The sequence below is a fragment of the Gordonia sp. PS3 genome (genome assembly GCF_041950545.1).
GTDB lineage: Bacteria > Actinomycetota > Actinomycetes > Mycobacteriales > Mycobacteriaceae > Gordonia > Gordonia sihwensis.
Genome location: NZ_CP169524.1, coordinates 2,078,469 through 2,093,306, shown reverse-complemented (window position 1 = coordinate 2,093,306; position 14,838 = coordinate 2,078,469). Strand labels below are relative to the sequence as shown.

The following is a 14,838-nucleotide window of genomic DNA, read 5'->3' as shown; positions in this document are numbered from 1 at the left end:
CCTCAGTCGTTCTCGAAGCCGGACGCTTCGAAGCCGAGGGTCGCCGCGTTCTCCGACACGGTGCGGCGCACCGAATCGGAGAATCCGTCCGGATCGACGGCGCTGATCTCGATGCGGATCTCCACCCGTCCGGCGGCCGAGGAGAGGTGCTTGAGCACTTCCTGCTGGATGGTGCTGAAGTCGCGCGCCGGAAAGTCCGAGTCGAGTTGCGCTGAGCCGAAGTAGCGGCGCTTGAGTGCGCTCTGAGTGGTGGACTGCGTCCCCGCCGAGCCGGCTCCGGCGGTGGACGCGTCCGATGATCCGCCGTCCGCCGAGGACTGCTCGCCGTCGCGCTCCCGCTGCTGGCGCACCTCCTCGTCGCGCTGAGCGTCCGCCGGTCCCGGCTTCACGATCAGCGTGCTGTCGGAGATGTGCACGGTGGCGTCGTCGCCGGGCAGATGCAGCCCGAGATAGCGCTTCTGCGTCTCGTCGTATCCGTCGGCGAACGCGAATCCCTGCTGGCGCCAACTGATCTGGTCGTCGAGGACCGAGTACAGCCCGTCGATCAGCACCTCCCGGTCGCGGAGCCTCGGCAGGTACGGGTAGGTCGCGTAGTACCGGTGCAGCGTGCCCACGTCGAGGTGTCCGGAATCCCATGCCGCCGACAACCGGCCCGTCAGATCCAGATAGATCAGCGACGACGATCGGGCCAGCGCGATGTGTTCCAGGCTGAGCTTGGCGCCGGTGCGCGCGTACACGTCGTCCTTGCTGCCCGAGACGTTGACCACGTCGATGGAGTAGGTCGCCTCGCCCGTCTGCTGCTCGGGGCAGAGTGCCCAGCAGAAGGTCTCGTTGAGTCGGTTGCGCACGATGTCGTCGTTCGTCGCGCGCCGTTCCGTCGCCTGCCTGGTCTGCTGACCGCCGAGCCCGTAGTCGTCGGCGTTCTCCGCGACGTGCTTCCACGCCAGGTAGTTGCGCACCGCCTCGTCCAGTTCGCGGGCCCGGTTGGTGTCGGCGGCGAGGAAGATCAGCGAGTTCTTGAACGAACGGATCGCGTTGCCGCGGTGTTCGAGGACGTTCGCGGCCCACGACTTGGCCGTCGGGGCCGATGACCGCGCGGCGTAGGTGTGCTGCATGGGCACCACGACCAGGCGAGTGTCGGTCTCGTCCGGCACGTCGGCGGACGATTCGGGGAACACGTGGATGCCGGCGAACGACTTGTCTGCGGAGGTCTTGCGCAGTTCGGTGAGCCGTCGTTCCACCTCGGCCCAGACGTCCGCGGGTGCCAGCCCGGCCGCGTGGTCGCGCGCGGTGCGGCTGATGTTGGCCTGGGTGTCGTACCAGTAGCGCGACGACTCGGTGTACAGGTACGTCGACTGACCGGTGAGGGCGTCGAGCGCCGAGTGGAAGTTGCCCGGTACGTCGCCCGGGAGAGCGGTGCCGAGGAAGATGCGGTGCTTCTCCGCGCCCTTGTGCGCCGAGTGCAGGCCCGGAGTCGCGGCCATGAACACCGAACGGGCCAGCCGCTGTGCCACCTTGCGCTTGCCGAAGTGCTCGTTGTTCTTGTCGACCAGCGCCGGGATCGATTCGGGGCCGGCGACGTCGGTGTGGATCACCGGTTTGAACTGGTCCTCGAGGTACTTGGTCACCTCGGAGACCACGTCGGCGTCGTCGAGTGGCACGGTTCCCGGCATGATCAGCGCCGACGAGTTGTCCGACCGCCAGAGGGTCCCGACCACCCGGTTCATCATCTGCAGGACGCCGCGAGTCCGCTGGAACCGGTCGAGCGTCGACCAGTCCTGGTACAGCCGGTCGAACAGTTCCGGATGAATCGGGTAGCAGCGCTTGATCCGGTCCTCGTACTGGGAGTCGCGGACCTCCGATGGGAACTCGGCGTGGTACTTGCGGTAGAACTCGACGACATTCTTGGCGATGTTGGCGATCTTCGCCGACGCCTCGGCGTCCGGTGTGGAGAAGATGCGCCGCCGCACGATTTCGAAGCTCTCCTCGGCGTTGGCCGGCTGCCACTGGTCGGCGGTCCGGCCGATCACGTTCTTCAGTGCGTGGAGCGCCTCGCGCCCGTACTCGCCGCCGACCTCCTCGTCGTTCACCTCGTCGCCGCCGTCTCCGTTGGACGACGCGGGGATCGAGATGACCACCTGAATGCCCTTGACCGCACGGGCGGCTTCGGTGAGGGCCTGGGCGAAGGTGAACTGGGTGTCGAAGTCGCCGGCCGGAAGCGGTTCCGGAGGGTTCACGAGCTGTCTGGCGTACGCCACCCATTCGTCGATCAGGATCACCGCGGGGGAGTACAGCGTGAAGAGCTCGCGGAGGTCGGCACCCGGGTTGGTCGAGGTGCGGTCGGCATGGGCGACGATGTCATAGGCGTCCTGCCCGCCCAGCTGCCAGGCCAGTTCGCCCCACATGGTGCGGATGTTCGGCCGGCCGTCGTCGGTGTTCTCCCGTGACGGGACCATCTGGTTGCCGACCAGGGCGACGCGTCCGACGCGTCCTCGCACCGCGTCGAGCGGTTTGGCGAGCGGAGCGACGTCGTCACCGAAGACGTGGCTCTCCGCGCCCGACGCCAGATGCCAGAGCGCGAGCATCGAGTGCGTCTTGCCGCCGCCGAAGTTGGTCTGCAGGTTGATGACCGGTGACGCGTTCTCGTCGCCGGTCAGTCGCGCGACGTTCCGGGTGATCAGATCGCGCAACCCCTCGGTGAGATAGGTACGGCCGAAGAACTCGGCGGGGTCGGTGTACTCGGACTTGTGGCCGCCGCTGCGCATCGCGACGGTGTACAGGTCGGCGGCGAACTCCGCGGCGTTGAACTGGTCGCTCTGGATGTCGGGATGGGGTGCCAGGACGTCGCGCCATGCCGGCAGATTGTCGGAGCCCACCTGCAGCGCGGGCACGTTGCGCGCGGCCCGTTCGGTGGCCTGCCGGGTGCCGATGGCGCGGACGTCGTCGCGCAGCTTCGCGACGTCGGCGGCCTCCTTCGGAGCGTCGATGGCGAGCAGGAATCGGTGACAGATGTCGAGGTCGAACTGCGCGTCGTCGTTCGTGAAGTTCTCGTGATGCGCGAGCCGGTTCCGGGCGTCAACCAGCGGCGTCGCCAGGGATACCTGCGCGCGGCTGAGCCGCTTGCCGATCGGGTCCCAGCCGCGCCGGAACTTGTACGGAATGTTGTCGGTGAACATCCGAAGGCTGTCCGACGGGTCGAGCGGGTTGTACTTCTTGTCGGGGTGCGCGCTGGGTGCCTTGACCGTGCGCAGCACGTCGATCCAGCCGCTCGCCCCCGCCGGCAGATCGGGGCCGATCGTCTCGGTCAGGAAACGATCGACCGCCGGTCCGAGCAGCTCGAACGCCTGATGGATCCGATCCCGATTACTCGGCGCCACGGAGGGCTCCTTTCACTATTCACACAACTGTGTGTATTCGCGACGAAGGCTATCGCAGCGGTCGGACAATCAGGACGTCGAGGTCACGTCCCGCCGCCGGTGTGACGGATGCCCGCCTACGACAGCGGCATGGGCCTCCCGCCCCGCACAGGGCTTGCACGGCGTGTCGGCCGCTCCGGGCGTGTCGTGTCACGTGACTCGGCGGCGATCGCGCCGATCACAGCAGCATCTCCTGGTGCGCCGCACCCCGCGCACCGCGGGCGATGTCGCTCCATGCGGCGCCGAGGCCGTTGAAGCTGACCGCGAGGGCCGTCGATTTGCGATCCTCGGCGAGTTTGAAGAGCAGGCTCGCGAGTTCGCGGCACAGATCGGTGTCGACCGCATCCGGCACCAGGCTCAGCAGGGTCGACGCCGCGGGGATGCCCTCCGAGTCGAGGACCCGCACCAGGTGCATCACCACCTCCCACTGGCTGATCGACGAGTCGGTGGACGGGTCGTAGTCGGCAGGCATGTCCGTGGGCGCGATCAGCGCGACCCGGCCACCGCCCTTGGTGAGAATGCCCGAGCGCTCCATGCCGTCGAGCGAGATGCTGCGCGCGTTCGCGAGCGACTCGGCGTCGCCGAACTTGCCGCTGTCGAAGCCGTTCTGTCGGAACCAGGTCAGCGCGAAGCGGGTGGGTGCGTCGAAGTCGTTCTCGAGTTCGCCGAGCACCTCGTCGAGGATCGCGTTGATGCGCTGCAGCGCGGTCCGGACCGTCATCTTCGACCCGTCGTCCTCCAGCACCGCGTTGTACTCGGAGAAGATCGCCATGCCCGGCCCGATCGCGGCCTGCGGCAGATCGACCGGCGCGATGGCGCCCTGCTGCAACTCACGCAGGCTCGCAGGCAACTCGTTCCGCAGCCGCGCGAGGAACGCACGGCGGTCGACGCGGGGTGCATCCTCCGGGCGGGGTCGGAGAGCGAGAACGATGGAGGAGGCGAGGGCGTTGGTGTCTTTCGCGAGAAGTCGACCGCTTCCTTCTGTTCGCATCGGCCATGTCGCAGTGATCTGCCACCCGGAACGGATCATTCCCTCGAGTAGGGTCTCCCACCCCGTGGACGACTGCCCACCTTTGGACGAGTCTTGCTGTTTGAAGGCGTAATAGACGGTGATGGGATAGTCGGCGTACGCATTCTCGCGCGCTCGCCGGAATACATCGCGGAACCCTTCCTCGAAGAACTTATGTGCCCCTTCTTTTCCGTTGTGCCGGTATGGATTTGCCACTAATTCCTCCGTCTTTGGGACCAACATCGTTGACAGAATCGAAGGGTGTACGCCGCGAAGTGATCGGCGAAGCCATACGTAGAAATAGTCCGAAAGGTCGGAGTACCCAATATTGTCGTAGTACGGGGGATCGGTTGAAATCAGTAAGTGTCGACCGAGTGAGTCAGCGGCGTCGGTTTGCGTTGCAGCCCCTCCACCCATTGGCGCAAATGCGACAGCCTGAGCGACTTTGTCAACTACGGTGGTGAGTCCCCCACCAGCAGATCCCAGCAAGTTGGCCTCAGCAAAGTCCCATGACATCGGAATTGCTTGGCGAGCAAATACTTCACGTAACGCTGAGCGGTCGCTCATCCAAGTCGTAATCGATGAGGAGAGGTTCGTTGCCTTACTTGTACTCAGTCCCAGGTAGGTAGCCACCGCATCCGCATACGCGACGGCTCCCGTTCCCCCGTCGTCAAGTCGGCTACCCTCCGTCATTCCCGCGGCGAGCGCGTCACGCAAGACCAGCTCGCGTGCTTCTCCGACCAGATCGCTGAATGTGGTCAGCGCGGTGAGTTGGCGTGGAGTGAAGAGTGAGGCGAAGGTGTCGAGGCCGTATGGCGGCGTCCACACGTCCTTCGGATGGAATCCCAGTCGCTGGTTCGGTACGTCGAGCGGTGGCTCCACCTCAGCGGCCCGGCGATGTACGTCCGACGGCGGTAGATAGATTCGACGGCGAGTGCCTTCGGCGACCGTGGCTATGAGATCTGCGCCCATTCGCCTTTCGGTTCCCTGAGCTTTGATGTAGTCGGTGCTGACGGCGGTACCGCAGCGGATACAGACGCCGCCACGTTTGCCAGACATCGTCCCGTCTGTCTCCTTCGTCGGCGCCTGAGCCGGATCGTGACCGATCTCGTACAGCACGGCCTTGCCTTCGATCACGGGGACGACGTACGCCTCCTTGCCCTTCTTCTTGCCGAGCCACCACGACCTGACGAGGGGCATCGCTATCCGGCACTCGGGATTCGGGCACGTCACCGTACGCGCCCAAATCCACGCGATCACCGTCGCCTCGGTACCGTCGGGCAGGGTCGCCTTCGGATACAGATGGCCGATGCGCTTCTGGGCTTCGTCGCGCATCCACTGTCCGTAGCGGCGGACGTCTTCGGCGAGACCTGTGGCGCGGGGCCAGTCCTGGATGGTCTCGTCGGCGGCTCCGGGCCACACGGGCGGCTGTCCGGCGAACTTCGGCGGAATCTCGATCAGCGCCTTGTTGATGAGCACGGCGACGGGGTTCAGGTCTGACGCGTGAGCTTCGAGTCCGAGTCGTTGCGCTTCAAGGGGAATGGTTCCGCCGCCGGCGAACGGATCGAGGATCGGTGGGGGATTGCCGTCGGTCGACTCCATGATCTTGCGATGAGCTTCGGCGAGCAGTTGCTCGTCGTTCGAGTTCTCCCACACCACGAGTCGCTCGATCAACTCGAAGAGTCGCTTTCGCTCCGCGATCTGCTCCGCCTCGGTGGGGTACAGGTCTGGGCGCGACGCGGGGTCGTCCACCAGTTGAGAGAACAGCACAGCGCGTGCCGCGGCCAGTGGCCGGCGCGCCCACCACAGATGCAGTGTCGACGGATGTCCGTGGCGGATCGACTTCTCGCGAGCGGACTCCTCATTGATCTTCTGCAGCGGGATGCTGACCTCGATCAACTTTCGTCGCTGAACATTACTGTGTGCATCGCTGGACACGGGTACCCCTTGGTGAAGCGCATGGCGGACGAGAACGTTTCAACATAGCGCACACGACAGTGTGTATTGCAATCGGTGCGACTCGGCTGAGAATGTCGGACCTCTCGAGTATCATCGAACGTAAGTTCGACAATCGGGGGTGGAGATGAAAGTGCAGGTGAGAGAGCGTAAGGCTTCGTCTGTGACGGTGGCCGACGACGCGATCGTCATCCGGATCGAACGTCCGGACGTCCAGAACTCGCCCACCGTTGCATCCGAGGTGTCGGGATCGCGAAGCGATCGAGCGGCACTGCTCGGGTTCGCGGCGCGAGCGGACTGCTACCAGGGGCTGGTGCTGTGGCATCGGTACGAGGCGCTGTACTCGCTGCTCATGGCGAAGCAATCCGAGTTGGAGTCCGATCCGTCGGCGGACGCCTACACCCGGCTCTACGACCCACTGTGCCAAGTCGCGGCGTCGTATGCGGTCGCCGCGGGTGTGCAGCACTACACGGCAGAGCGGTTCGTCGAATCCGCCGTGGCCTGCATGGAGCGGATCCCGGCCCTCGGACGGATGTTGCGCGACGGACTGATCAACTCGGCGAGTTTCCGGCGCGCGGTGGAGCAGACGGCCCTCGTCGACGATGCGGACATCCTGGCCTTCATCGACGCGGAAGCGGCCGCGAGACTGCGCGAAGTGGGCGGTCTCTCGGCGGCGCGTGTGGAGACGATTCTCGGGGCGATCGTCGCCGAGCACGATCCCGACGCGGTGACCTTGACCAGGGAGGAGGTGCGAGCGGCCAAGCGCGTGCAGGTGAACCCGCTGACCGACACCGCCTCGGAACTCATCGTCACCGCGTCGGCCGAGGACGTGGCGATCGCCAAGGATGTACTCGATGCGGTGATCGCCGGCGTCTGCCCCAACGACCCACGTACCAAGGGCGCCCGGCGCAGTGATGCGGCCATGGCGCGCATCAACGGCACGGACTTCGTATGCGAGTGCGGTCGAGAGGACTGCACTGCTCGACTCGCGCCGGCCGACATCGCGTCGCGGTGCGCCCGGATCGTCCTGCACGTGGTGGTTCGGAAAGAAGTGCTCGAGGGGACGTCGCAGACTGCGGCGCATCTGGACGGCCACGGACCGATCTCGGCGACACACATTCGTGAGATGGCGTCACGGCCCGACGCTGTGCGTCGCGAGCTGAACCTCGACGACGTCATCGCGCAGGCGAGTCGGCCCGACAGCGGATACCGTCCGTCCGCGGCGCTGGACACCGCCGTCCGCGGGCTGTTCGGCACCTGCTCGTGGCCGGGTTGCGCCCGGCCCGCGTGGAAGTGCGACCTTGACCACGTATGCGAGTACGACCACGCGGATCCATCGGCGGGCGGCGTCACCTGCATCTGCAATCTCAATGCGAAATGCCGATTCCATCATGGGTTGAAGACCCACGCGAACGGGTGGGTCGACGATCAGATCGTGGACGCCGCCGGCGTCGTCTGGACAGAAGTCACCTCACCGGAGGGGATCACCGTCCGGCAGCAGGCACTGAACATGTGGCTCCTTCCCGAACTGGGCCACCTTCAGTGCGGACACGGCTCTCCGACACGCCGAGAAGCACGACACGCCGGTGACGAACCCGAACGCTCGCTGACACGGTTGCAGGCCAAGCACCGGTACCGCATGCAGAAGCGAGCGGCGAACCGCCGGGCTCGCGAAGCCATCGCCCACGACGCCGGCGCCCCGCCGTTCTGACACCGCGAGCCGTCAATGCGGCGGGAGTGCCTTCTTCCAGGCCTTGTGCCAGTTGAGTTCGACTCCGCTCACGTCGGTGTTAGCGAGGTCGACGTCGCGGAAGTAGTCGGTGAGGTAGCGGACCTCGTCGTGATCGGGGCCGTCGGGGCTCACCGAGACCATCGCGAGCCGGTGGTTCTCACCGGTGTTCTTGCCCTGGAGCACCTGGTTGTAGGAGACGAAGAAGGTGTCGGCGCCGGCGATCCGGCCCTTGACCTCGATGTACACCGATGGTGCACGACCGCCGTCCGCAGCCGGAGCCGGAACGGAGAGGACGTCGTATCCGGGGTTGTTGTGCGGCATCTCCTCGGGCATGCGGGCCAGGGCGCACTCGGCACGCAGCACCGCGTCGACGGCCCGCCGGTCGGTGGCCGTGGTGTCGGCGGCGTGTCGGCCCACCGACTCGCCGAGCATCCCGGCGGGGACCACGAGAACCGCGGTCTCCAGCCTCGGCGGGCGTGCGGTGAGGACACGCTCGTCGGCGAGCTCGCGCAGGCGGCGCCCGAGCCTGGCCTCCAACTCGCGCGCCCGCCGCTCGAGCCGTTCCGGGCTGAGGCGCCGCCCGCGCGTGGTCTTGCCGGCCGCCGATTCTTCACGCCGGCGTGCGACTTCGGAGTCCAGGTAGTTGATCTGCTCGATCAGCCGTGTGCGCACCGCTCTCTCGGTCCGCTCGACGTCGGGGACCACGCGGTCGCGGACCTCGCTCAGGTGACGGGGCACCGCGGTGGACGCGGCCCACGACAGCGCCTGGTCCGTCAGCGCACGGCCGACGAATGAATCGAGCCCGCGGATCGGCGCGCCCTCCGGGATCGGCTGCAGGTCGAGATGCGGCGCCGGACCGGCATCGGCGACCGATCCGTCGGCGTCGATCGAGACGAACGCGAATCTCTTGCTGACCACAGTCCCGGCACCGTCGACGATCTCGGAGGTCAGGGCGAAGATCGCGCGCGGGGCGGTGCCGGGATCGGTCGGGTCGAGCAGCGTGGCGCCCGCGGCGAGGACGTCGGCACTCCCGTCCAGGACGGAGTCGATCACGGCGTCGAGCAGCGGGTGCCCGGGTGCCAGGAGGTCGGCGCGCACGGCGCCCGACGACACCGCCGACGGCTCGAACGTGACGCGCTCGTACGCCCTCGTCACCGGCCGCCCCGCGTGCTCCCGGCGAATGTCTCGATGACGCAGCGGCGCTGGAACATTCGAGATCTGGAACCGATGGCGCTCCCGCTTCGACAGCCGACCGCCGAGCGCGGTGAACGCATCGGTGAAGAACTGCGCGATGTAGTGCGGCTGCAACCTGCGCGCGGTCGCCTCGTCCATCTCGCGGCGCAGACGCGCCATCTCGAGCGGATCGAGCGTCTCGCGGGCGAGTGCGCGCTCGGTGACTAGCGTGTCGCAGCCGGAAGCCACCTCGGCGTCGACAATGCGCTCGATCTCGTCGATCCGCGCGGGATCGTCGCCGTAGAGCACCGCATCCCACAGCAGGTCGCGCAGCGGCCGGCCGGCGAACGCTTCGTCGCCGAGAACGTCGAACAGCTTGCCGCCGTAGGCTGAACGCTGCTGCTCCATCTTCTCGAGCAGACGCGTGTAGACCTGACCTTCGCGAGTCTGGGCGGCCACGATGTTCCACAGGCGGCACACGTTCTTCTGCCCGATGCGGTGAATGCGGCCGAAGCGCTGCTCGAGCCGGTTCGGATTCCACGGGAGGTCGTAGTTGACCATCAGGTGCGCGGCCTGCAGATTGAGCCCCTCGCCGGCGGCGTCGGTGGCCACCAGCACCAGCCGCGACGGCTCGTTGGTGAACTGCTCCCGGATCGCAACGCGCTCGCCGCGCCGCGTGCCGCCGTGAATCGTCAGCACCGCGTCGTCGGAACCGAGCACATTGCGGATCTGCGCGGTGAGGTAGTCGAGCGTGTCCTTGTGCTCGGTGAACACGATCAGCTTGCGCGGACGACCGTCCTTGCCGCGCAACAGTTCTCGATCGGTCAGCAGTGAACGCAGCTCCGACCACTTCCGGTCGATGCCGCGGTCGCGCACACGGGTCGCCAGCGCCACGAGGTCTTCCAGGATCGCGATCTCGGTGTCGAGTTCGGCGACGGTGCGTGCGGCGGTCGCCGCGTCGACCACTTCCTCCTCGATGCGCTCGTACTCCTCGGCGCTGTATTCGTCGGGATCGTCGAAGGCGTCGGCGGGCGGCAGCGGCATCCGATCGTCGACGGGGATCCGGCCGGCGATCAGGTCGGCACGACGCGAGGCGAGCCGATCGCGGCGACGCTGCAGACTTCGCAGCACCGCGTGGGTGCTCGACGCGAGCCGGCGCTGGAGGACGGTGAGCGCGAACCCGACGGTGCGGCGTTTGGGGGAGTCGGGCGAACTCTCCGCACGGTTCATCTCCACGCGCACGTACTGCGTGACGGCCTCGTACAGCTCCGCCTCCCCGTCGGAGAGCTCGTAGGGAACGGTTTCGGCGATCCGTTCCGGGAACAGCGGCCTGCCCTCGAAGGTGAGCAGTTCCTCCTTGACCATCCGTCGCATGAGGCCGGAGGTGTCGGCGACCGCGTCCGACTGCGGGCGGCCGGCGAATCGGTCCTCGTCGAGAAGGGAGAGGAACAGTTGGAAGTTGTCGTCGTTGCCGGCGTGCGGCGTCGCCGTCATCAGAAGCAGGTTGCGTGCCACGCCGCCGAGGACGCGGCCGAGCTTGAACCGCTCGGTCTCCCGGACCTCGCCGTCCCAGCCCTGCCATGACGCGGACATGCGATGCGCCTCGTCGACCACCACCAGATCCCACTCGCTCGCCTCGAGGTGACCGATCAGGTCGGGGTCGCGGGCGAGCTGATCCATGCGGGCGATCATGAACGGGTGGGCCGGGAACGGGTCGCCGCTGGGGCTGGCGTTGATCAGATCCCGGGTCAGGAGAGTGGCTGTGAGGCCGAACTTCTCCGACAGTTCGTCCTGCCACTGTTCCACCAGCCCGCCCGGCGCGACGATCAGCAGCCGCGCGAGATCGCCCCGGAGCAGCAGTTCCTTGGCGTACAGCCCCGCCATCACCGTCTTGCCCGCGCCGGGATCGTCGGCCAGCAGGAAGCGCAGGGGAGTGCGCGGCAGCAGTTCCCCGTACACCGCGCGGATCTGGTGCGGTAGGGGAGAGATGTCGCTGGTTCCGACCGCCGCCATCGGGTCGTGGGCGCCGGTCATCGCGATGCGCAGCGCCTCCGTCGCGAGGCGGAACGTCCGCGGGTCGGCGTCGAAGGTCCACGAGCGCTCGAAATCGTCCTCGACGACGATGTCAGCGATGTCGTCGGCGAACAGCATCTCCTCGCGGACGCCCAGTCGGTCGTCGCGGACGACCACCGTGGCCGCCGAATCTCCGCTCGGGATCACCGCGACGAGGTGGACCGGCTCGCGCCAGCGGCCCGACAAGCGCTGCCCGGGACGCAGATCGGTGAGGGATCGCAGATTCATGTGCACACCATAGTGGGCGCATCGGACAGTTCCCGCGTCGCGGTGGTGCTACTTGCGGTGGTGTTACTTGCGGTGGTGCTACTTACGTCCGAACCAGCGCCGCTTCCTCGGCTGCGCCGGCTCGTCGGCGAGTTCGGGTTCCGGGAAGTCCTCTCCGACGAACTCCAGCGACAGGACGGTCTTGTCCGCGTCGACCTGCGACGGCGCGTGGTGCGCGACGATCTCGGCGGCCTCCGTGGCGCCCAGCGTGTCGCCGTCGCCGATCACCGGGCCGTTCTCGAGAAGGTAGATCGCGGTGTTGACGATGCGGCCGAAGGTGTCCTCGGCGGACTCGTGCGACTGCACGATCTCGACGTCGGGCAGCCCGAGCATGTCGAGTCCGCGCGTATGTCCGGTCATGATGCCGTCGGGTCGCGGCGCGACGTTCAGGGCCACCCACGCCGGGAGCATCGGATCGGGGAGCGTCTCGATCGCCAGGTCGCGGAACAGCGGAGGCAGGATCACGTGATTCGCGCTGCCGAAGTACACGGCGACGATCGACTCCGACAGTGCCACCGCGGCAGCGATGACCTTCGACAGCAGGACCGCATCGGCGATCGCCTCGACATGGTTCGTCTCATGTCCCGGCCGGACGACGGTGACGATGGTGTGCGCCGAGTAGTCGGCGGGCGCCGGAGTGTGATCGGGCCACAGCCGGCTGTACTGGGCGATCTCGGCGAGGTCGTCGCCCACCGGTGCCGCGATCCCCATCAGGAAGATCTGCCGGTCGCCGTACGCCAACGCCAGGGGCGAGTCGGCGTCGTCGGCCGCCCCCGACCCGGCAGCAGCGTCGCCGACGCTCAGCAGATCGGCGTCCAGGTCCGGGAAGTCGCTGAGCATCTGTGCGGCGAGGCGCTCGGCGGAGAGTGCGGGATCGAGTCGGCTCTGGAACAGCATCGCGAGGCTGGGCACTGGAGTCCGGTCCTTTGCAGTGGGGTTCGAGGGGCGGTCCGGCCGAAGCGGAACGCCGTCAATCCTGCCAGAACCGGGAACGACGAAGCCCGCCGGATCCCGGCGGGCTTCGTCTGCGTGGTGCGCGATACAAGGATTGAACTTGTGACCTCTTCCGTGTCAGGGAAGCGCTCTCCCACTGAGCTAATCGCGCGGGTCTTATTGAGTTGGTGCCGTTACTCGAACTCGGTACCGGTGTTCGGTGGAGGTGGCGACGGGAATCGAACCCGTGTGCACGGCTTTGCAGGCCGTTGCCTCACCACTCGGCCACGCCACCAGGTGATCTTTCCGAGCGGATGACGGGATTCGAACCCGCGACCCTCACCTTGGCAAGGTGATGCGCTACCAGCTGCGCTACATCCGCATGCCGGTGAACTCGTCTTGTGGACGCTGTCGCTCACCGGCGAGAACAAACACTAGCGGTACGGCGGCGACATTTGCAAACCGGGGTCCCCGTCGGACCGTGGACTCCGCCAGATCAGCCGCTCCGCCTCGGACGCTCCGAGGTCGCTCGCGGCGAATGCGGTGACGTCGGCGGCTCGCTGACGGAGATGGTCGGCGACGCTCCGGTCGAATGCGGCGTCGACCCGGGACTCGAAGTCGTCGATCGGGCCAGTGGCGTCGAGCCAGGCACGTCGGTCGAGCTGTTCTCTGGCGCGGTCGGCGCCCTCGGCGTACGTCAGGAACGCCAGGACTCGATCCGTGAGGGCGTCGGCGCGCTGGTCCAGGCCGCTCGACTTGTCGATGTAGGCGTTGACGATCTCCGGATCGGATGCGCGGGGGCCGAGGGGCTGCGAACCGAGGATTCGGCGCGCCCTGCGAATCGCGGCGGCGGACTCGGCGACCGTCCGAACCTCGGCGTCGAGGTCGATGCGGGCCTGGTATCGATCCAGCAGATCGTCGTGCCATGCCGGGTTCTGGTGCAGCCGCGCCGCCACTACGGCGGCCAGCACCGCCAGCCGGCCGTTCTCGTCCGCCTGCATCAGCCGTAGCGCGGCCTGCTCTTCGGAGTCCGGTCGGTAGCGCCGGCGCAGTCGCATGTCGGCGATCTCAGCGGTCTCCACGTGCTCGGGCGGTTCGACGAAAGGGAGCCAACTCAAGCCGACCGCTCGGGCGCGCAGGGTGAAGTCACGACCTCTCCAGGTGTCCAGCGCCAGCGCCAGGTGGCCGGACACCGTTCCGTCGCGGGCTGTCTCGCCGAACACCGTCTCGCCGCACGGGTCCGGGCCGCCCGCATCCGCGGCGGCCCGGGCGGCGTCGTCGTACTGCTGCTTGCGGATTCGGCGCGACTCGCGGAGACGCTCGGTGTGCGTCGTGAGTCGCCGAGCCAGTGCGTCTCGAACGGGCCGTGGGCGGCGAAGCGGGCGTCGGTCGTCGCCGTCGGAGCGTCGGGCATCGCGCGGGCGGTAATCGGAACTGCCGGACGCGGGCTGCCGGACAAGGATCGCCACGGCGACCACGACGAGTGCGGCGGCGACGAGCATCAGTGTCATGGACACAGCACAGCATGAGGGTCGGACAACGAGACGAGGCCCGGCGGTCGCCGGGCCTCGCTGTCGGATCTGGTGCGCGATACAAGGATTGAACTTGTGACCTCTTCCGTGTCAGGGAAGCGCTCTCCCACTGAGCTAATCGCGCGGGTCTTATTGAGTTGGTGCCGTTACTCGAACTCGGTACCGGTGTTCGGTGGAGGTGGCGACGGGAATCGAACCCGTGTGCACGGCTTTGCAGGCCGTTGCCTCACCACTCGGCCACGCCACCAGGTGATCTTTCCGAGCGGATGACGGGATTCGAACCCGCGACCCTCACCTTGGCAAGGTGATGCGCTACCAGCTGCGCTACATCCGCATACCGGTGAGCTGCCTTGTGGGCGTTGCTCACCAGCGAGAAGAACACTAGCGGCACGTATGTCGTCAAGACAAATCGTGAGGTCAGCGACTTACATGGATGTGATTCCGCAGATGGGAGCGTTCTTGGCACCCCGGAGACGGGCTCGCGACCGTTCCTCGCGAGTGTTCCCGGCTCTCGAGCGGGGGATTTGGTGCCGTCGGCCGCGATGTGTAATCTGTTTTCTCGTGCGACCGACGCAGGTCGTTCATAACTCGATACGGTCCCGTGGCTCAGTGGAAGAGCGTCCCGTTCACACCGGGGAGGTCGCTGGTTCGATCCCAGCCGGGACCACAAGAAGAAGACCCGCAGGTTACTGCGGGTCTTCTTGCTGTTCGACGCGCGACTTGCCACTCGACGCGCGAGCGCGATCG

6 protein-coding genes and 7 tRNA genes are annotated in these 14,838 nt (G+C 67.0%); 2 read left to right on the top strand and 11 right to left on the bottom strand.

Annotated features, from left to right (window positions below; genetic code table 11):
* Positions 1-2 precede the first annotated feature (2 nt).
* Both ACE11G_RS09650 and ACE11G_RS09645 read right to left on the bottom strand, forming a co-directional pair.
* Complete coding sequence (locus ACE11G_RS09650) at positions 3-3,377, bottom strand: DUF499 domain-containing protein (protein ID WP_375001973.1); 3,375 nt, start codon at positions 3,375-3,377, stop codon at positions 3-5.
* Between the two features lie 217 nt (positions 3,378-3,594).
* A complete protein-coding gene (locus ACE11G_RS09645; RefSeq protein WP_375001971.1) occupies positions 3,595-6,363 on the bottom strand; it encodes a DUF1156 domain-containing protein in 2,769 nt (922 codons plus the stop codon).
* A gap of 145 nt (positions 6,364-6,508) precedes the next feature.
* Here ACE11G_RS09645 and ACE11G_RS09640 point away from each other — a divergent pair, with 145 nt between their 5' ends.
* The gene (locus ACE11G_RS09640; RefSeq protein WP_375001969.1) at positions 6,509-8,092 is read left to right on the top strand and encodes a DUF222 domain-containing protein; all 1,584 of its coding nucleotides are present in this window, start codon (positions 6,509-6,511) and stop codon (positions 8,090-8,092) included.
* 12 nt (positions 8,093-8,104) lie between these two features.
* On the opposite strand, the gene ACE11G_RS09635 is transcribed toward ACE11G_RS09640, so the two are convergent.
* The 9 genes from ACE11G_RS09635 to ACE11G_RS09595 form a co-directional block, all read right to left on the bottom strand.
* Positions 8,105-11,587, bottom strand: a complete 3,483-nt coding sequence (locus ACE11G_RS09635; RefSeq protein WP_375001967.1) for a helicase-related protein — start codon at positions 11,585-11,587, stop codon at positions 8,105-8,107.
* A gap of 78 nt (positions 11,588-11,665) precedes the next feature.
* Complete coding sequence (locus tag ACE11G_RS09630) at positions 11,666-12,538, bottom strand: DUF4261 domain-containing protein (protein ID WP_006896368.1); 873 nt, start codon at positions 12,536-12,538, stop codon at positions 11,666-11,668.
* Between the two features lie 118 nt (positions 12,539-12,656).
* Positions 12,657-12,731: transfer RNA gene (locus tag ACE11G_RS09625), tRNA-Val, on the bottom strand.
* A gap of 49 nt (positions 12,732-12,780) precedes the next feature.
* Positions 12,781-12,854, bottom strand: a tRNA-Cys gene (locus tag ACE11G_RS09620).
* A gap of 14 nt (positions 12,855-12,868) precedes the next feature.
* Positions 12,869-12,941 (bottom strand) — tRNA-Gly (locus ACE11G_RS09615).
* Between the two features lie 52 nt (positions 12,942-12,993).
* Positions 12,994-14,070 (bottom strand): hypothetical protein, encoded by a 1,077-nt coding sequence (locus ACE11G_RS09610; RefSeq protein WP_006896369.1) that lies wholly within the window; start codon positions 14,068-14,070, stop codon positions 12,994-12,996.
* A gap of 70 nt (positions 14,071-14,140) precedes the next feature.
* A tRNA-Val gene (locus tag ACE11G_RS09605) sits at positions 14,141-14,215 on the bottom strand.
* Positions 14,216-14,264: 49 nt separating this feature from the next.
* Positions 14,265-14,338 (bottom strand) — tRNA-Cys (locus ACE11G_RS09600).
* 14 nt (positions 14,339-14,352) lie between these two features.
* A tRNA-Gly gene (locus ACE11G_RS09595) sits at positions 14,353-14,425 on the bottom strand.
* Between the two features lie 261 nt (positions 14,426-14,686).
* On the opposite strand from ACE11G_RS09595, the gene ACE11G_RS09590 reads away from it, so the two are divergent.
* A tRNA-Val gene (locus tag ACE11G_RS09590) sits at positions 14,687-14,758 on the top strand.
* The last annotated feature ends 80 nt before the right edge of the window (positions 14,759-14,838 follow it).

What these genes read in the sequence shown, in the direction of transcription:
- ACE11G_RS09640 (WP_375001969.1), top strand. Translation starts at nt 6,509, where the DNA reads ATGAAAGTGCAGGTGAGAGAGCGTAAGGCTTCGTCTGTGACGGTGGCC.
- ACE11G_RS09635 (WP_375001967.1), bottom strand. Translation starts at nt 11,587, where the DNA reads ATGAATCTGCGATCCCTCACCGATCTGCGTCCCGGGCAGCGCTTGTCG.
- ACE11G_RS09610 (WP_006896369.1), bottom strand. Translation starts at nt 14,070, where the DNA reads ATGACACTGATGCTCGTCGCCGCCGCACTCGTCGTGGTCGCCGTGGCG.